Here is a 16,884-nt window from a genome sequence, read left to right as displayed (position 1 = left end):
TGGTGTTGAGCTGTTCCGGTAGGCATGGTGCGTGGCGGGTGAGCCCATGAGGCTGGTGCGCACCCTGCGCGGCCGGCTGGTGGTCATCGCCCTGGTCTGGTGCGGGCTCTTCCTGTTCGCCACCGGCTTCAGCCTGCAGACCATGATGCGCAACTACTGGCAGGAGGCGGAGGCGGATGGCCTGCGCCTGCAGCTCTATGATCTGCTCTCCCGCCTCGAGATCCAGCCCAATGGGCTGCCTGTGGTCACCGAGCCCATGGCCGATCCCCGCTATCGCCAGCCCTACTCGGGCTACTACTGGCAGCTGGAGCTGGGCAGCGACGTGGTCAGCCGCTCCCGCTCCCTGTGGGATGCCCACCTCAGCGCCCATGGCCTGAAGTCGGCCTTTGGCGATCCGGATCTGTTCGTCGGCAAGGGGCCCAACAAGGAGCCGCTGCTGATCATGACCCGCACCGTGCTGCTGCCGGGCTCGGATCGGGTGTTCACCCTGGTGATGGCCAAGGACAGCAGCGTCCTGACCCAGACCCTGAAGAAGACCCGCATCAGCCTGTTCCTGGGGCTGGGCTTCGCCGCCGCCGGGCTGGTGCTGGGCTTCATGTTCCAGATCGTCTACGGCCTGCGGCCGCTGCACCTGCTGCGCCGTGAGCTGGGACGGGTGCATCAGGGCCATCAGGAAGGGTTCCGGCTGCGCTATCCGCTGGAGATCCAGCCGCTGGTGGAAGACATCAACCGGCTGCTGCACCACTACAGTGAGCTGCTGCAGCGGGCCCGCTCTCACACCGGCAACCTGGCCCACGCGCTCAAGACGCCCCTCAGCATCATGCGCAACCAGGTGGCCCAGTTGCCGCCGGAGGACAGGGCCGCCATCGACGAGCAGCTCGACCAGATCCAGCGCCACATCGATTATCACCTCGGTAAGGCCAGGGTGACCGGGGCCGCCAAGATCCTGGGGGTCTCGACCCCGGTGCGGGCCAGGGTCGAATACATCTGCCGCGCCTTCTCCCGCCTCTATCCGGGCAAGGAGGTGGATCTGCAGGTGCCGGCCAACCTGGCGGTCGGGGTGGAGGAGCAGGATTTCGACGAGATGGTGGGCAACCTGCTGGAGAACGCCTTCAAGTGGTCCAGCAGCCAGCTGCGCATCTCCAGCGCCGAGCTGGGGGGCTGGATCACCCTGCGCATCGAGGACGACGGCCCCGGCATGAGTGAGGATCAGATCGCCAAGGCGGTGCTGCGCGGTGTGCGGCTCGACGAGAAGGTGCCGGGCTCAGGGCTCGGGCTCAACATAGTGTCAGACTTGGCCGAAGCCTATCGCGGCAGTTTCATCATGGGACGAGCCGAACTGGGCGGCCTGGCAGCCTCTCTGTCGCTGCCCAAGGTGGCCAGGGTGGAGAGCTAGCAACGCCGTCTCATCATGGGACGGACGACATAATAGTGGTCTGGTGCCCTTCCGTCGCTGCCCCAGGTGGCCAGGGTGGAGAGCTAGCAACGCCGTCTCGTCATGGGACGGCCGGCATGATGGTGGTCTGGTGCTCTTCCCGTCTCTGCCCGAGCTGGCAAGGGGCGAGCGCTAGGCTTAAGATATGGCTCTTGTTTTAAGGTGTAGGAAGGGTAGCAATGACTGACGATCCGTGGGCACTCTGTCATCTCGATGATTCGTTCGATGCCTCTGTGCTGGGCACCAAGGGGGCCCAGCTCCAGTGGTTTGAGGATCGGGAATCCCTGATCGAATTCTTGCTGGAAGACTTCGTCGAGTTGCTGGCCGATGCCGGCGAGCTGGATGAGGATCAGACCGCGAGCGCCCGTGAGCGCTTCACCCTGCTGGTGGAGCAGTGCGGCGATGATCGCGGCCTGATGGATGCCATCAACGATCTCGCCTCCGGCCTGCGCCGCATCGCCTGGTTGGGGCCGCTCTCCGAGCTGGCCGAGGTCAGCGACGACTTTGCCAGCGGGCTACGCGCCTTCTTCTGGACCCAGTATGACGGCGACGAGGATGACCCCGAGGCCTGGATACAGGAAGATCTCTGGCCCCAGCTGGTCGAATGTGCGGAAGAGTACATGGTAGAGGGAGACTTCTGAGTCATTCCATCCCCCTCTGGCCACCTCAGAGTGGAATGAGCGGAATAGTACAGGATGGAAGGGGCGGCTGAATCGTCCTGAGACAAACAATAAAAAACGGCGCCTCGAGGGCGCCGTTTTGGTTGGCCGACCGCCGACTCAGGCGTTGGCGGGGACCTCATGGGCGGTGTTGGGCAGCTCGGGCCCGCTGTACTTCTCGATCTGCAGCTGGGCCATGTGGCCGCAGTTGCCTTGCGCCAGGCTGGAGGAGCCTTCATCGAAGGTCAGGCAGTTGACGTTGCCGTTCTTGCAGATGGCGCCGACCTCGCCCGGCTTGGCCGGATCGAACCAGGCCCCCTCGCAGATCCGCACCACCCCCTGGCGAATGTCCTTCGACACCAGGGCGCCCACCAGGATCTGGCCGCGCTCGTTGAAGGCGCGCACCAGATCCCCGGCCTGGATGCCACGGGCCTTGGCATCGTCCGGGTGGATCAGGATGGCCTCCCGATCGGCGATGGCGAACTTGTCCCGCAGCGGGGTGTTGTCCAGCTGGGAGTGCAGTCGCTGGGTCGGGTGCGAGGTGTTCAGGGACAGCGGATAGCGGCTGGCCTGTTCGCCCTGGGCCCACTCCTTGGGCTCATACCACTTGGGATGGCCGACACAATCGGCATAGCTCATGCCGGCGATGGCATTGGAGAAGATCTCTATCTTGCCGGACGGGGTGCCGAGCGGGTTGAGCAGCGGGTTGTCGCGAAAATCGGCGTGACGGATCCACTGGCGGTTCGCCTCAGGGATGGGGAAGCGGATGTAGTTGTTGGACTCCCAGAACATGTTGAACGGCGGCAGCGCCACCTTGGCACCGCGGGCCTGGGCGGCCATGCCGTCGTACATCTGCTTGAGCCACAGGGTCTCGTCCTTGCCCTCGGTATAGGCCTCCTGCAGGCCGAGCTTGGCGGCGACGGCGCTGAAGATGTCGAAGTCGTTGCGCGACTCGTGCTGGGGCGGCACACACTGGTGCATGGGGAAGACGTAGCGCTGGGAGTAGTCACCCCCCATCTCGAGATCGTTGCGCTCGTAGCTGGTGGTCACCGGCAGCACTATATCGGCGTGCTTGGCGGTGGCGGTCCAGTAGGGCTCGTGCACTATCACCGTCTGCGGCTTGCGCCAGGCCTGCAGCAGGTTGTTGGTGTCCTGATGGTGGTGGAAGGGGTTGCCACCCGCCACGTAGACCAGTTTGACATCCGGGTAGGTCAGCTTGCGGCCGTTGAAGTCGATGGTCTTGCCGGGGTTGGCCAGGCAGTCGGCGATGCGGGCCACCGGGATGGGCGCCGGGCTGTTCTGCGGCGCCGTCCCGGCCGAGATGCCTGCCAATATGCCGCCCTTGGCGGTGGGGCTGCCGCCGGATGAGTAGTGATAACTGAAGCCGTAGCCGCCCCCCGGCAGGCCGATCTGGCCCAGCATGGCGGCCAGGGTGACCAGCATCCAGTTCGGCTGTTCGCCGTGATGCTGACGCTGCATGCCCCAGCCCGCCATGATCATGGTGCGCTTGGAGGCCATGTCGAGGGCCAGCTGGCGGATCACCTTGGCCTCGACCCCGCAGACGGTGGCAGCCCACTCGGCGCTCTTCGGCTGACCGTCGTCCTTGCCGAGCAGGTAGTCGAGGAACTTGTCGAAGCCGACGGTGTAGCGCTCGAGGAAGGCCTGATCGTGCTTCTTCTCGCTATAGAGGGTATGAGCAACCCCCAGCATCATGGCCACATCGGTGTAGGCGTTCGGCGCAATCCACTCGGCGTTGGCCAGCTTGGCGGTCTCGTTGTAGACGGGATCTATGCTGATGATGCGGGTGCCCTTCTCCTTCAGCGCCTTGAAACCGGCCTGACCCTCGTGATCCGGTATGTTCCAGCTGTTCTTCAGGGTCACCTGGGCGTTGACCCCCCACAGCACCACCAGTTCCGCATGTTCCACCACGTTCGGCCAGGCGGTCTGCTGCTCGTACACCTCGATGGAGCCCATCACGTGGGACATGATCACCTGGGCCGCGCCGGTGGAGTAGTCGCCGGCATAACCGGTGAAGCCACCGGCCAGGTTCATCAGCCGGTGCAGCAGGGTGCGGCTGTTGTGGAACATGCCGACACTCTTCCAGCCGTAGGATCCGGCGTGGATGGCCTGGGGGCCGAACTCGCCCTGCACCCGCTTGATCTCGCCGGCCACCAGTTCGATGGCCTGCTCCCAGCTCACCCGCACCCACTCGTCGGCGCCGCGCAGCTCGGGCTTGGCGCCCGGGCCATGCTCCAGCCAGCTCTTGCGCACCATGGGGTACTTGATGCGGTTCTTGGCATGGACCTGGAACGGCGCCATGTCGATGAGATCGTTCGGTGCCGGATCGTCGGCCACCGGCTGCACGCGGATCATGCGGCCATCGGCGACTATGGCTTCAAAGGCACCCCAGTGGGCGCCGGTCAGTATGCCCTTCTGGGCCGGTACCAGAGTCGGGAACTGTTCAAGCGCCGTGCTGATGGCTTGCGCCAGGGCGTGCTTCGGGAACAGGCCGGCGAGCAGCGGCAGGGCGGCACAGGCCCCCAGTCCCTTGAGCAGGCTGCGGCGGGACAGATTGGTCTGTTGGTCATTGAAAAAAGTCATATCGAATTCCTCTGTTCCAGCCTTAGTGTGCCGCGCTCATGTCACTGGCGTGTTTTTGCACGTATTGGGTCAGCATGCGGGCCTGCTCCGGGGTAAGAGAGGTGCGTGATTCCATGCCCTTGATGACGCCGATCCACTGGTTGGCGTTGAAGTGATCCAGCGCGGTCAGGCCGTGGCAGCCGGTGCAGTTGTTGGACATCAGGGTGGAGGCGTATTGCCACAGCTTGCCCTGATCGCCGATGAGCTGGCGCTGATCCACCCAGGCGGTCAGCTTGACCTGATGCCAGGTGAGGTTGGTGGCGCTGTCGGTCTCGCTCTTGCCGGTGACCAGCGCCTGCTTGGCGGCGTCGCCGACCAGCACGCTCAGGATGCGCTTGCCGGGGGCGGCGTAGAACACCTCGCTCACCCCGTCCTGCTGCCAGCCTTCGATCCGTACCTGGGCGCGACCGTTGTCGTTGGCCAGGATCTCGACTTGCGTCGATGGCATCAGGGTGCCCTCGTCCGTGGTCGCCTTGGCATCGAGGAACAGCGGCGTGGTGGCGATGGCGTAGCGAGTGGTGACAGTCGCCGGGGTCTGGGCGGCGGCCGCCGCCAGTTCACTGGCGCCGGCGGCGGCCAGGCCACTCATGTCCGGCATGATGTGGGCGACCCCGCGGTGACAGTCGATGCAGGTCTGGCCCTCCTTGATGGCCACCGGGTGCTCGGCGCGGGCGTTGGGACGCTGGGCCAGGATGTCCATGGCGGCGTAGCTGTGGCAGCTGCGGCAGGTGGCGGAGTCATTGGCCTTGAGCTGATCCCAGACGGTCTGGGCCATGCGCAGCTTGTGCTCCTCATACTTCTGGGGGCTATCCAGGGTACCGAGGGCCTCGTGGTAGATATCCTTCACGGCGCGGATCTTGGTCCACAGATAGGAGCCGGGGTCATTGGGGATGTGGCAGTCGGCGCACTCGGCCCGGATCCCCTTCACGTTCTGGAAGTGCACGCTGCCCTGATATTCGGCCAGCGGTGTCTGCATGGAGTGGCAGGAGACACAGAACTCGGTGGAGCTGGTCTTGTGCAGCACGGTGACGGTGACTCCCAGCGCCGCGACGCCCAGCAGGGCCCCGAGCAGCAGGAGCCAGAACCAGGTCTTTCTCAACATTTTTCCAAGCATGGCGGCAGTTCCCTACGATCAAATATTACCAATATAGTAGTAGTCTTGGCGGATGAGGGGTTGACCTCGGTTATGGTTTTTATTCTTTAAATTGGATTTTTTTCGTTTTAAATTCCATTTAAATTTTCATGTATGAATTTAAATCAAATTCTAGTTGTTAACCTTGTTAGTTTAGCCTTATTTGACACCCTTTAAATCATCAAATCCGCACGAGTCATGCTGGAAACGGCTCTGACTCGACGTTTTGCTCCCCGGTATGACAGCCGGGCTCTGAATGGACAGGTGTTGGGCTTTGCGAAAGGCTCGATATATACTGTTTGCATATACAGTGATCAGGTTTGTCAGTCATGCGACTCTTTATTGCCGAGAAGCCCAGCCTGGGCCGCGCCATCGCCGATGCCCTGCCCAAGCCCCACAAGAAGGGGGAGGGCTTTATCGAGACCGCCGAGGGCGACGTGGTGACCTGGTGCATCGGCCACCTGCTGGAGCAGGCCGAGCCCGATGCCTATGACGCCGCCTACAAGCAGTGGCGCATGGAGCAGCTCCCCATCATTCCCGGCCAGTGGCAGCTGGTGGCCAAGCCCAAGACCAGGACCCAGCTCACCGTCATCAAGCGGCTGATCAAGCAGGCCGACTGCGTGGTGAATGCCGGCGATCCGGACCGGGAGGGGCAGTTGCTGGTGGACGAGGTGATCGACTTTCTCGGCTATCCCAAGACCAAGCCGGTGCAGCGCTGCCTCATCAGCGACCTCAACCCGCCGGCGGTGCGCCGGGCCCTCGACAAGCTGCGGGACAACAAGGAGTTCGTGCCGCTGGCGGTCTCGGCCCTGGCCCGCAGCCGTGCCGACTGGCTCTATGGCATCAACATGACCCGGGCCTACACCCTGCTCGGGCGCAAGGGGGGCTGTAGCGAGTTGCTGTCGGTCGGCCGGGTGCAGACCCCGCTGCTGGGGCTGGTGGTGCGGCGGGATCTGGAGATCGATGCTTTCGTGCCCAAACCCTTCTTCGAGGTGCTGGCCCATGTGGTGACCCAGGGCAGCGAGCGGTTCAACGCGAAGTGGCTGCCGTCCGAGGCCTGCGCTCCCTGGCAGGATGAGGAGGGACGGGTGCTCAACCGGGCCTTGGCCGCCAAGGTGGTGGAGCGGATCAAAGGCCAGCCTGCCCAGGTGGAGGAGGTCGAGGAGCAGGCCCGCAAGCAGACGGCGCCGCTGCCCTACAACCTCTCCAGCCTGCAGATCGACGCCGCCAAGCGCTTCGGCATGGATGCCAAGCGGGTGCTGGATGTCTGCCAGGCACTCTACGAGCGCCACAAGCTCATCACCTATCCCAGATCCGACAGCCGGCACCTGCCGGGCGATCACTTCAGCCGGGCCCCTCAGGTGCGCGACGCCATAGCCGCGACCGCGCCGGCTCTGGCCAAGGCGGTGAGCGAGGCGGATGGCAAGATCCGCAGCAAGGCCTGGAACGACAGCAAGGTCGATGCCCACCACGCAATCATTCCCACCGAGAAGCGTGGCAACGAAGGCAGTCTCTCCGCCGAGGAGAGCAAGATCTATGGCCTGATCGCCCGCCAGTATCTGCTGCAGTTCTACCCGCCGTTCGAATACAACGACAGCAGGGTGTTGCTGCGCATCGCCGGTGGCCTGTTCCAGGCCAAGGCCAGGCGCATTCTCAAGGCCGGCTGGAAGGCGCTGCTGGGGGTGGAAGAGGACGATGAGGAGGAGGCGGGGAGCCTGCCCGCCCTGCGCCAGGGCGAGCAGTTGCAGTGTGAACGGGGCGAGTTGCTGGAGAAGATGACCCAGGCGCCCAAGTCGTTCACCGACGCCACCCTGCTGGCCGCCATGACCGGCATCGCCCGCCATGTGCAGGATCCCGAGATCCGCAAGACCCTGCGCGAGACCGATGGCCTCGGCACCGAGGCGACCCGGGCCGGCATCATAGATCTGCTGTTCAAGCGACGCTTCCTGGTGCGCCAGGGCAAGAGCATCAAGGCCACCCCCACCGGGCGGGCGCTGATCCTGGCGCTGCCCGCCAGCGCTACCACCCCGGACATGACGGCGCTGTGGGAGCAGCACCTCGGCCAGATCGCCGAGCGTCACGCCAGCTACCAGCAGTTCATGGGGCCGCTCACCGAGCAGCTGCATGGACTGATCGAGGGGGCAAGGCAGGACTCCGGCGCCAGCTTCAGCGCCCTGCCCAAGGCGGCCGCGGGCGCCGACAAACGCCGCTTCAGCCGCAAGGGGAGCAAGAGCAGTGCCGGCGGCAGCTCCCGCAAGAGCGTGGCCAAACGTCCGGCCAGGGGCAAGGTGGCCTGAGCCGTGGATGCACAGGAAAAAAGAAAGGGGCCATGGGCCCCTTTCTCGCATCTATGGAAGATTAGCCCGTATAGACCCCCTCTTCCGGGTAGCGGATCCGGGTCTCGCTCGGTCTGGCCAGCATCAGCGCCAGGGTGAGGGGGCCGAGACGGCCACAGATCATCACCAGCACCAGGATGCACTTGCCGGGTTCGCTCAACTCGGCGGTGATGCCGGTGGTGAGCCCCACGGTGGCAAAGGCCGAGATGGTCTCGAACATGATCTTGTCGAAGGGTTGTGACTCGGTGATCATCAGCAGGAACATGGCCAGCATCAGCACCATGGTGCTGACGATGATGATGGCCAGCGAGCGGGTCACTATCTGGGGTGACAGGGTGCGGCCGAACGCGGTGACATGGGGCCGCTTGGTCAGGAAGGCCTTGGTGGCCAGCACCACCACGGCGAAGGTGGTTACCTTGATGCCGCCCCCGGTGGAGGTGGCGCCGGCGCCGATGAACATCAGCATCATCATGAACAGCAGGGCCGCAGGGGTCATCAAGCCGATGTCGATGGTGTTGAAGCCCGCCGTGCGCGCCGTGGCGGACTGGAAGAAGGCCGCCAACAGCTGGCCGCCAATGCCGGCGTTGCCGAGGGTGCCTGGGTTGTTGTGCTCAAGTAGCCAGAACATCAGGGTACCGGCCAGCAACAGCGCCGGGGTCATCAGCAGCATCAGCTTGCTGTGCAGCTTCAGCTTGCGCCAGCGCCGGTTGCGCACCAGATCGACGATGACGGTGAAGCCGATCCCGCCGAGGATCAGCAGACCGGCGATGGTCAGGCTGATGATGGGATCATCCCGATAGCTGATCAGATTGTTGGCAAACAGCGAGAAGCCGGCGTTATTGAAGGCGGACACCGCATGGAAGAAGCTGACATAGAGGCCGTGGGCCCAGCCCATCTCCGGCACCCAGCGAATGGCCATGAGGCCGGTGCCGATCAGCTGGGCTACCAGGGCGAACAGCACTATGCGCTTCACCAGCTGGATGATGTTGACCGAGCCCTCCTGACCCAGTGCCTCCTTGGCCAGCACCTGCTGGCGCAGGCCGACTCGCTTGCTGAACATGGCGATCAGCAGCAGGGTCATGGTCATCTGGCCAAGGCCGCCGATCTCCATCAGCATCAGCAGGAAGATCTGCCCCTGCAGGGTGAAGGCGGTGCCGGTATCCACCACCCCGAGGCCGGTCACGCTGATGGCCGAGGTGGCGGTGAACAGGGCGTTGACGAAGGTGACTTCGCCCTTGTGGCTGGAGGGCTGGACTAGGAACAGGGTGCCGATCAACAGGATGACGAGGAAACTGCCGAGGATCAGCCTGGCTTCGCTCCAGCGGGAGTCGGCATCCCGATGCAGGGCAAAGGCATAGCTGCTGCGCCAGTTGATCATAGGGTGTCGAGCCAGTGATCGATGGCATGCTTGTTACCGGCCAGGATCAGGATGTCGCCGAGTTGCAGCTCCATCTTGCCGGTCAGTACGTTGTGCAGCACCTGGCCGCGCTTGATGGCCAGCAACTGCAGTTCGGTCTGCTGCAACAGGTGCAGGTCGGCCAGGGTACGGCCATTTTGCGCCAGGCCGATGACAAACTCGGTCAGCACCATGTCGTGGCCCAACTCCAGGTAGTCGAACAGGCGGTTGTCCAGCATGCTCTGGGCGACCCGGCGCCCCATGTCCCACTCCGGGTTGATCACCTTGTCGGCGCCCACTTTCTGCAGGATCTTGGCGTGAAACTTGTCGCGCGCCTTGACCCACACCTTCTTCACCCCCGCCTCCTTCAGCACGAGCGTGGTGAGAATGCTGGTCTCCAGGTTGTCACCTATGGCGACGAAGACGATGTCGAAGTTGGCCAGGCCGAGCTCGGCGACGGTAGCCTCATCGGTGGCATCGGCGACGATGACATGATTGCACAGGGTGGCGATCTGACGGGTTCTGACCTCGTCGATGTCGATCGCCAGTACCTCGGCATCCTGCCGTTGCAACTCTTCGCACAGGGCGCTGCCGAACAGGCCGAGGCCTATGACGGCAAATTGGTTGTTCATTTATGCTTCCTCAGAGGGCTGAAGGAGTTACTCTACCCCAGCAGATTGAGTCCGAAAAGTGCCTGGATTTTTCGTCCCGCGGGATCTGGGGTAAACTGCCCGCTTGCTCTTGTCGGGACACGCAGATGAAACTCACCCCCCACGCCCCCTTGTTGACCCTCAACACCCTGGCCCTCGATGCCCATTGCCTCTGGCTGGCAGAGGTGACCCGGCTCGATGACCTCAGATCCTTGATGGCCAACTCCGAGCTGAATGCCCTGCCACGCCTGGTGCTGGGGGGTGGGAGCAATATCCTGTTCTGCAATGACTTTGCCGGTCTGGTGGTGCTCAACCGCCTGCAGGGCATCGAGCTGCAGGAGGAGGGCGACCACTGGCTGCTGCACGTGGCGGCGGGGGAGGAGTGGCACCAGCTGGTGCGCCACGCCCTGCAGCAGGGTTGGCATGGGCTGGAGAATCTGGCGTTGATCCCGGGCACTGTTGGTGCCGCCCCGGTGCAGAACATCGGCGCCTACGGCGTCGAGCTGGCCGACTTCTGTGCCTATGTGGAGGCATTCAACTGGCAGACGGGCGAGGTGGAGCGCATCCAGGCCGCCGACTGCCAGTTCGGCTATCGCGACAGCATCTTCAAGCACGGCTGCCAGGATTCCCACTTCATCACCGCCGTCGGTCTGCGCCTGCCCAAGGCCTGGCAGCCGGTGTTGGGGTATGGCCCGCTCGCGGCGCTAGGTGAAGACCCCACAGCGCAGGCCATCTTCGACACCGTCTGCGCCACCCGCATGGCCAAGCTGCCGGATCCGGCCGTGCTCGGCAATGCCGGCAGCTTCTTCAAGAACCCCCTGGTCAGCCTGGCGCAGGCCGAGCGGCTCAAGCTGCAGCACCCGCAACTGCCGGTCTATCCCGCCGGGGAGGGGCAGGCCAAGTTGGCGGCGGGCTGGCTCATCGATCAGTGCGGTCTCAAGGGCTTCGCCATCGGCCGCGCCGCTGTGCACCAGCAGCAGGCTCTGGTGCTGGTGAACCTCGGCGGGGCCAGCGCCATGGAGCTGATCGCCCTGGCGGCCCATGTGCGCGACAGTGTAGAGCAGCGCTTCGGCGTCTTGCTGGAGCACGAGGTGCGCTTCATGGGGCTCACCGGCGAGACCTGGCTCGACGAGGTGCTGGCATGAGCCTCACCCCCATCAGACAGACCCTGATCAACCTGCTCAGCGATGGTCAGTTCCACTCCGGTGAGCAGCTCGGCGAGCAGCTCGGCATCAGCCGGGCTGCGGTGAGCAAGCACATGGCCGCCCTCAAGGATCTCGGGCTGGACCTGTTCAGCCTGACCGGCAAGGGCTATCGGCTGGCGGTGCCCATGGCGCTGTACGATCAGGCGCAGCTGCAGACCCTGGCTCCCATGGCGCCGGTGCACTGCTTCTCGGTGATCGACTCCACCAACCAGCATCTGCTGGAGCGGGTGAGCCGGCTTCAGTCCGGCGAGAGCTGCCTGGCGGAGTGCCAGACCGCCGGTCGTGGCCGTCGTGGCAAGCCCTGGGTCTCTCCCTTCGGCTGTCAGCTGATCCTGAGCATGTACTGGCGGCTCGAGCAGGGCATGGCGGCGGCCATGGGGTTGAGCCTGGCGGTCGGGGTGGCCGTGGTGGAGGCGCTGGAGTCGCTCGGTTATCCGGGCGTCGAGCTGAAGTGGCCGAACGACCTCTACTATCAGGGCCGCAAGCTGGCGGGCATCCTGGTGGAGATGAGCGGCAGCGCCGGTGCCAGCTGCCATCTGGTGATCGGCATCGGCCTCAACCTGGCGATGCCGGCCCGGCAGGGGGAGAAGATCGATCAGGCCTGGTCCGAACTGCGCCACGTCCAGCCCGAACTGGTGGATCGCAACCAGCTGGCGGCCTGCGTGCTACTGCACCTGCAAGGGGCCATGCAGACCTTCGAGCAGAGCGGCCTGGCCAGCTTCGTCGAGAGCTGGAACCGACTCGACTACTTTGCCGGCCGACCGGTGCGGTTGCTGATGGGGGAGCAGGAGATCCGTGGCATCGCCCGCGGCATCGACGATCGTGGCGCACTGCGACTGGAGACGGACGAGGGGATAAAATACTACCTGGGGGGCGAGATCTCCCTGCGGCGCGGGGACTGAGCCAGAGGCGAGGCATCGACCTTCGACCACAATAACAAAGGGGGCCCGAAGGCCCCCTTTGTTTGTCCGCCGTTGGCGCCTGCCATCACTTTCGCAGCTTGATCTGCTCGATGGCGTGCTCGTGACCCTTGGTCAGGATCAGGTTGGCCCGTTCCCGGGTTGGCAGGATATTCTCTTTCAAATTCAGATAGTTGATGTCTTGCCATATGTTGCTGGCAATCTCGGTGGCTTCACTCTCCGCCAGCTTGGCGTAGTGATGGAAGTAGGAGTCCGGATCCGAGAAGGCGCCGCTGCGGAACTTGAGGAAGCGATCTATGTACCAGCTGCGCAGCAGCTCGGCATCGGCATCCACATAGATGGAGAAGTCGACAAAATCTGACACGAAGACCCGGTGAGGTTCCTGCGGGTAATCCATACCGCTCTGCAGTACGTTCAGCCCCTCCAGGATCAGGATGTCTGGTTGCTCCACCACCTTCTTCTCATCCGGCAGTATGTCGTAGATGAGGTGGGAGTAAACGGGGGCCTCGACCTTCTCGTGGCCGGCGCGAATATTGGCGACAAACTCTACCAGGTGGCGGATGTCGTAGGACTCCGGGAAGCCCTTGCGGCGCATCAGCCCGCGCTCCTCCAGCTCCTTGTTGGGGTACAGGAAGCCATCCGTGGTGACCAGTTCGACGCGTGGATGCTCGGGCCAGCGCTCCAACAGCGCCTGCATGATGCGGGCCGTGGTGCTCTTGCCCCCCGCCACGCTGCCGGCGATGCTGATGATGTAGGTGCCCTTGCCACGGGACTGGCCGAGGAACTGCTCCAGCACCCGGCTGCGGCGCTGCTTGGCCTTGACGTAGAGATTGAGCAGGCGGGAGAGGGGCAGATAGATCTCTTCTACCTCGCGCAATGACACCTTCTCGTTGATCCCGCGCAGGGTATGCAGGTCGGTTTCGGTCAGGGTCAGGGGGACTGCATCGCGCAATAACGCCCATTGTTCGCGGGTGAATTGCAAATAGGGGTTATGCTCTGTCGTCATGATGTCATCACTGTTTCTTGGGCAGGGCGACCATACACCAAGGGATCGGGAGCGACAAGCGACGCATCCGGTTCGGACGGGGAAGGAGGCTTTTTTTGCATGGATCCCTGCAATAATGCACTTTTTGCAGGGTGCAATGGTTGCATCCCCAAAATCCTTACAATAAAATGCGCGACGCTTAGATGTCTGTCGTCTATTTGCCCGGCAAAAGCGACAAAACAACGGGTGCAAGCAGAATTACCGTTGTGGCATTGAGGTACCGGAGGGGTTCCCGAGCGGCCAAAGGGATCAGACTGTAAATCTGACGGCTCTGCCTTCGAAGGTTCGAATCCTTCTCCCTCCACCATATTTCTCTGCGGTTTGAGTTCTTTGGGTTAGAGAAATGCGGGCATCGTATAATGGCTATTACCTCAGCCTTCCAAGCTGATGATGCGGGTTCGATTCCCGCTGCCCGCTCCAAGATGCTGATATGGCTCAGGTGATACTGAGAGCCACACCCTAGGGTGTGTTCGGCAATCGAACCTGCCTGCCAGCACCAGCCTCTCTATTCCCACCAGATTCAAATCCATCATATAAACTGTTCTGTGGTTAGCTTGCCACCGCGTACTCAGCGTTAGTTTAGAGGGACGATCATGTCTAAAGAAAAATTTGAGCGTAATAAACCGCACGTTAACGTGGGTACCATCGGCCACGTTGACCACGGTAAAACCACCCTGACCGCCGCCATCACCAACGTGCTGGCCAAGCACTTCGGTGGTAAAGCTTTCGCCTTCGACCAGATCGACAAGGCGCCGGAAGAGCGTGAGCGTGGTATCACCATCAACACCTCCCACGTAGAATACGACACCGCTGCCCGTCACTACGCCCACGTAGATTGCCCGGGTCACGCCGACTACGTTAAAAACATGATCACCGGTGCTGCCCAGATGGACGGCGCGATCCTGGTAGTAGCTGCGACTGACGGCCCGATGCCGCAGACTCGTGAGCACATCCTGCTGGGTCGTCAGGTTGGTATCCCGTACATGATCGTGTTCATGAACAAGTGCGACATGGTCGACGACGAAGAGCTGCTTGAGCTGGTCGAGATGGAAGTTCGCGAACTGCTGACCGAATACGACTTCCCGGGTGATGACCTGCCGGTAGTCCGTGGTTCCGCGCTGAAAGCGCTGGAAGGCGACGCTGCTTGGGAAGAGAAAATCATCGAGCTGGCTAACCACCTGGATACCTATATCCCGGAGCCGGAGCGTGCAATCGACCTGCCGTTCCTGATGCCTATCGAAGACGTCTTCTCCATCGCTGGCCGTGGTACCGTAGTAACCGGTCGTGTTGAGCGCGGTATCGTTAAAGTCGGTGAGACCGTCGAAATCGTCGGTATCAAAGATACCGTGACCACCACCTGTACCGGTGTAGAAATGTTCCGCAAGCTGCTGGACGAAGGTCGTGCCGGTGAGAACGTTGGCGCCCTGCTGCGTGGCGTGAAGCGTGAAGACGTAGAGCGTGGTCAGGTACTGGCCAAGCCGGGCTCCATCAAGCCGCACACCAAGTTCGAATCTGAAGTGTACGTACTGTCCAAAGAAGAAGGTGGTCGTCATACCCCGTTCTTCAAGGGCTACCGTCCTCAGTTCTACTTCCGTACTACCGACGTGACCGGTACCATCGAACTGCCGGAAGGCGTTGAAATGGTAATGCCAGGCGACAACATCAAAATGGTTGTTACCCTGATCGCACCGATCGCGATGGACGACGGCCTGCGTTTCGCCATCCGTGAAGGTGGCCGTACCGTAGGTGCTGGTGTTGTAGCCAGCGTAATCGCGTAATCTTGGCTTACATAAATAAAGCGAAGCCCCTATAATAGGGGCTTTCTTATGCAGGGGCGTAGTTCGAATTGGTAGAACAGCGGTCTCCAAAACCGATGGTTGCGGGTTCGAGTCCTGCCGCCCCTGCCATATACCTCGTCTCGTACGGGGCTTTTGTGTCTTTGGTTACGTCAGATACAGGTGGGTTGTATGAGTGTTAGTTCTGAGGGACAGGGCGGAAACAAGGATACCCTGCTTTGGGGTCTGGTTTTCATCATCCTGGCGGCCGCTGTAGTGGGTAATTACCTGCTGCACGATGTTGTCGCAGCCGTCCGCGCCCTGGGTGTGGTCGTTGTCATCGCCGCTGCTGGTGCAGTGGCCCTGCAAACCACCAAAGGTAAGGCAACACTGGCATTTGCTCGTGAGTCGCGCCTGGAAGTCCGCAAGGTCGTATGGCCGACCCGTCAGGAAGCCATTCAGACAACCCTGATTGTGCTGGCGGTGACCGCCGTGATGGGGCTTTTGCTGTTCCTTCTGGACGGTGCCTTGGTCTGGTTGGTCAATTTGATTACCGGTGTGTAAGGATAAGCCATGACTGAACAACGTGAACAACGTATGAGATGGTATGTCGTGCAGGCATTTTCCGGCTATGAAGGTCGGGTTGCCAAATCCCTGCGTGAACATATCAAGATGCATGGCATGGAAGAGATGTTTGGCGAAGTGCTGGTCCCGACCGAAGAAGTGGTCGAGATGCGTGCTGGCCAGAAGCGCAAGAGTGAGCGCAAATTTTTCCCGGGTTATGTCCTGGTGCAGATGCTGATGGATGAAACCACCTGGCACCTGGTGCGTAACGTACCGCGCGTGATGGGTTTCATCGGCGGTACTTCCGATCGCCCTGCTCCTATCTCCGATAAGGAAGCGGATGCCATCCTCAATCGTCTGCAAGATGCCCATGACAAGCCGCGGCCGAAAACCCTGTTTGAACCGGGTGAGATGGTGCGGGTTGCCGATGGTCCGTTTGCCGACTTCAACGGTACCGTTGAAGAGGTGGACTACGAGAAGAGTCGCGTGAAGGTCTCGGTACTGATCTTTGGTCGCTCAACGCCGGTAGAACTGGATTTTGGTCAGGTCGAAAAAGGCTGATTAAAGTCTGTACGTTTAACGGTTGTCAGGGGCAGCGAATATCTCTATAATTCGCTGCCCCTTTATTTGTTGGGGAGCCGTTTGCAGGAGTATGTCTCCGAGGCGCTAGAACCCATTTTTGAGGTATTTTCGTAATGGCTAAGAAAGTCACAGCTTATATCAAGCTGCAAGTTAAGGCTGGCAGTGCTAACCCCAGCCCTCCCGTTGGTCCTGCGCTGGGTCAGCACGGTGTCAACATCATGGAATTCTGTAAGGCGTTCAACGCTCGTACAGAGAAGCTGGAAAAAGGCTCACCGACTCCGGTCGTGATCACCGTTTACAGCGACCGTTCCTTCACCTTCGAAACCAAGACTCCGCCTGCTTCCTTCCTGCTGAAGAAAGCCGCTGGTATCCAGTCTGGTTCCGCCAAGCCGAACAAAGACAAAGTTGGTAAGGTGACTGTTGCTCAGCTGCAAGAAATCGCCAAGACCAAAGAGCCGGACATGACTGGTGCCGATCTGGATGCAAAAGTACGTTGCATCGCAGGCTCCGCTCGTTCCATGGGCCTGGTAGTGGAGGATTAAGAC

14 protein-coding genes and 3 tRNA genes are annotated in these 16,884 nt (G+C 62.0%); 12 read left to right on the top strand and 5 right to left on the bottom strand.

Annotation, left to right across the window (positions count from 1 at the left end; translation table 11 throughout):
* Positions 1 to 46: 46 nt before the first annotated feature.
* Positions 47 to 1,396: a sensor histidine kinase gene (locus KW821_RS14995; protein ID WP_042654470.1), complete on the top strand. Its 1,350-nt coding sequence runs from the start codon at positions 47 to 49 to the stop codon at positions 1,394 to 1,396.
* A gap of 218 nt (positions 1,397 to 1,614) precedes the next feature.
* Positions 1,615 to 2,076: a hypothetical protein gene (locus KW821_RS14990; protein WP_042654338.1), complete on the top strand. Its 462-nt coding sequence runs from the start codon at positions 1,615 to 1,617 to the stop codon at positions 2,074 to 2,076.
* Positions 2,077 to 2,214: 138 nt separating this feature from the next.
* Here KW821_RS14990 and torA read toward each other — a convergent pair whose 3' ends face one another.
* Both torA and KW821_RS14980 read right to left on the bottom strand, forming a co-directional pair.
* Entirely contained in the window at positions 2,215 to 4,695 is a 2,481-nt protein-coding gene (gene torA / locus KW821_RS14985) for a trimethylamine-N-oxide reductase TorA (RefSeq protein WP_218292012.1), read from the bottom strand.
* Between the two features lie 22 nt (positions 4,696 to 4,717).
* Positions 4,718 to 5,848 carry a NapC/NirT family cytochrome c gene (locus KW821_RS14980; RefSeq protein ID WP_042654336.1) on the bottom strand — a complete coding sequence of 377 codons (1,131 nt, stop codon included), beginning with the start codon at positions 5,846 to 5,848 and terminating at the stop codon, positions 4,718 to 4,720.
* A 347-nt stretch (positions 5,849 to 6,195) separates the two neighbouring features.
* Here KW821_RS14980 and KW821_RS14975 point away from each other — a divergent pair, with 347 nt between their 5' ends.
* On the top strand, positions 6,196 to 8,163 hold the full coding sequence (locus KW821_RS14975) for a DNA topoisomerase III (protein ID WP_218292011.1): 1,968 nt from the start codon (positions 6,196 to 6,198) through the stop codon (positions 8,161 to 8,163).
* A 61-nt stretch (positions 8,164 to 8,224) separates the two neighbouring features.
* On the opposite strand, the gene KW821_RS14970 is transcribed toward KW821_RS14975, so the two are convergent.
* Both KW821_RS14970 and KW821_RS14965 read right to left on the bottom strand, forming a co-directional pair.
* On the bottom strand, positions 8,225 to 9,580 hold the full coding sequence (locus tag KW821_RS14970; protein WP_218292010.1) for a TrkH family potassium uptake protein: 1,356 nt from the start codon (positions 9,578 to 9,580) through the stop codon (positions 8,225 to 8,227).
* The gene (locus KW821_RS14965; protein ID WP_218292009.1) at positions 9,577 to 10,230 is read right to left on the bottom strand and encodes a TrkA family potassium uptake protein; all 654 of its coding nucleotides are present in this window, start codon (positions 10,228 to 10,230) and stop codon (positions 9,577 to 9,579) included. Before KW821_RS14965 ends, KW821_RS14970 begins: the two co-directional genes overlap by 4 nt.
* Before the next feature lie 125 nt (positions 10,231 to 10,355).
* Between KW821_RS14965 and murB the strand changes: the two genes are divergently transcribed.
* Entirely contained in the window at positions 10,356 to 11,393 is a 1,038-nt protein-coding gene (gene murB, locus KW821_RS14960; protein ID WP_218292008.1) for a UDP-N-acetylmuramate dehydrogenase, read from the top strand.
* Entirely contained in the window at positions 11,390 to 12,355 is a 966-nt protein-coding gene (gene birA / locus KW821_RS14955) for a bifunctional biotin--[acetyl-CoA-carboxylase] ligase/biotin operon repressor BirA (protein WP_218292007.1), read from the top strand. The genes murB and birA overlap by 4 nt, the downstream gene beginning before the upstream one ends.
* Positions 12,356 to 12,440: 85 nt before the next feature.
* On the opposite strand, the gene coaA is transcribed toward birA, so the two are convergent.
* Positions 12,441 to 13,379, bottom strand: coding sequence for a type I pantothenate kinase (gene coaA / locus KW821_RS14950; RefSeq protein ID WP_218292006.1), 939 nt, complete (start codon positions 13,377 to 13,379; stop codon positions 12,441 to 12,443).
* Between the two features lie 261 nt (positions 13,380 to 13,640).
* On the opposite strand from coaA, the gene KW821_RS14945 reads away from it, so the two are divergent.
* From KW821_RS14945 to rplK, 7 genes are all read left to right on the top strand, one after another.
* Positions 13,641 to 13,725: transfer RNA gene (locus tag KW821_RS14945), tRNA-Tyr, on the top strand.
* Between the two features lie 38 nt (positions 13,726 to 13,763).
* A tRNA-Gly gene (locus KW821_RS14940) sits at positions 13,764 to 13,838 on the top strand.
* Positions 13,839 to 14,011: 173 nt separating this feature from the next.
* Entirely contained in the window at positions 14,012 to 15,196 is a 1,185-nt protein-coding gene (tuf, locus tag KW821_RS14935) for an elongation factor Tu (protein ID WP_126623228.1), read from the top strand.
* A 52-nt stretch (positions 15,197 to 15,248) separates the two neighbouring features.
* Positions 15,249 to 15,325, top strand: a tRNA-Trp gene (locus tag KW821_RS14930).
* Positions 15,326 to 15,385: 60 nt separating this feature from the next.
* Entirely contained in the window at positions 15,386 to 15,757 is a 372-nt protein-coding gene (gene secE, locus KW821_RS14925; RefSeq protein ID WP_042654543.1) for a preprotein translocase subunit SecE, read from the top strand.
* A 9-nt stretch (positions 15,758 to 15,766) separates the two neighbouring features.
* Positions 15,767 to 16,318, top strand: a complete 552-nt coding sequence (gene nusG / locus KW821_RS14920; RefSeq protein ID WP_033130103.1) for a transcription termination/antitermination protein NusG — start codon at positions 15,767 to 15,769, stop codon at positions 16,316 to 16,318.
* Between the two features lie 134 nt (positions 16,319 to 16,452).
* Positions 16,453 to 16,881, top strand: a complete 429-nt coding sequence (gene rplK, locus KW821_RS14915; protein WP_016352267.1) for a 50S ribosomal protein L11 — start codon at positions 16,453 to 16,455, stop codon at positions 16,879 to 16,881.
* The last annotated feature ends 3 nt before the right edge of the window (positions 16,882 to 16,884 follow it).

Origin of the sequence: Aeromonas sp. sif2416 (assembly GCF_019218665.1) — a bacterium.
Taxonomy (GTDB): domain Bacteria; phylum Pseudomonadota; class Gammaproteobacteria; order Enterobacterales; family Aeromonadaceae; genus Aeromonas; species Aeromonas encheleia.
Note: the sequence above shows the minus strand (reverse complement) of the source record. Positions and strands in the feature narration are given on the sequence as shown.

Coding starts and splice junctions, on each gene's coding strand:
- murB (WP_218292008.1), top strand. CDS start 10,356: ATGAAACTCACCCCCCACGCCCCCTTGTTGACCCTCAACACCCTGGCC.
- KW821_RS14990 (WP_042654338.1), top strand. CDS start 1,615: ATGACTGACGATCCGTGGGCACTCTGTCATCTCGATGATTCGTTCGAT.
- KW821_RS14970 (WP_218292010.1), bottom strand. CDS start 9,580: ATGATCAACTGGCGCAGCAGCTATGCCTTTGCCCTGCATCGGGATGCC.
- secE (WP_042654543.1), top strand. CDS start 15,386: ATGAGTGTTAGTTCTGAGGGACAGGGCGGAAACAAGGATACCCTGCTT.
- KW821_RS14995 (WP_042654470.1), top strand. CDS start 47: ATGAGGCTGGTGCGCACCCTGCGCGGCCGGCTGGTGGTCATCGCCCTG.
- KW821_RS14975 (WP_218292011.1), top strand. CDS start 6,196: ATGCGACTCTTTATTGCCGAGAAGCCCAGCCTGGGCCGCGCCATCGCC.
- coaA (WP_218292006.1), bottom strand. CDS start 13,379: ATGACGACAGAGCATAACCCCTATTTGCAATTCACCCGCGAACAATGG.
- KW821_RS14980 (WP_042654336.1), bottom strand. CDS start 5,848: ATGCTTGGAAAAATGTTGAGAAAGACCTGGTTCTGGCTCCTGCTGCTC.
- nusG (WP_033130103.1), top strand. CDS start 15,767: ATGACTGAACAACGTGAACAACGTATGAGATGGTATGTCGTGCAGGCA.
- birA (WP_218292007.1), top strand. CDS start 11,390: ATGAGCCTCACCCCCATCAGACAGACCCTGATCAACCTGCTCAGCGAT.
- rplK (WP_016352267.1), top strand. CDS start 16,453: ATGGCTAAGAAAGTCACAGCTTATATCAAGCTGCAAGTTAAGGCTGGC.
- tuf (WP_126623228.1), top strand. CDS start 14,012: ATGTCTAAAGAAAAATTTGAGCGTAATAAACCGCACGTTAACGTGGGT.
- torA (WP_218292012.1), bottom strand. CDS start 4,695: ATGACTTTTTTCAATGACCAACAGACCAATCTGTCCCGCCGCAGCCTG.
- KW821_RS14965 (WP_218292009.1), bottom strand. CDS start 10,230: ATGAACAACCAATTTGCCGTCATAGGCCTCGGCCTGTTCGGCAGCGCC.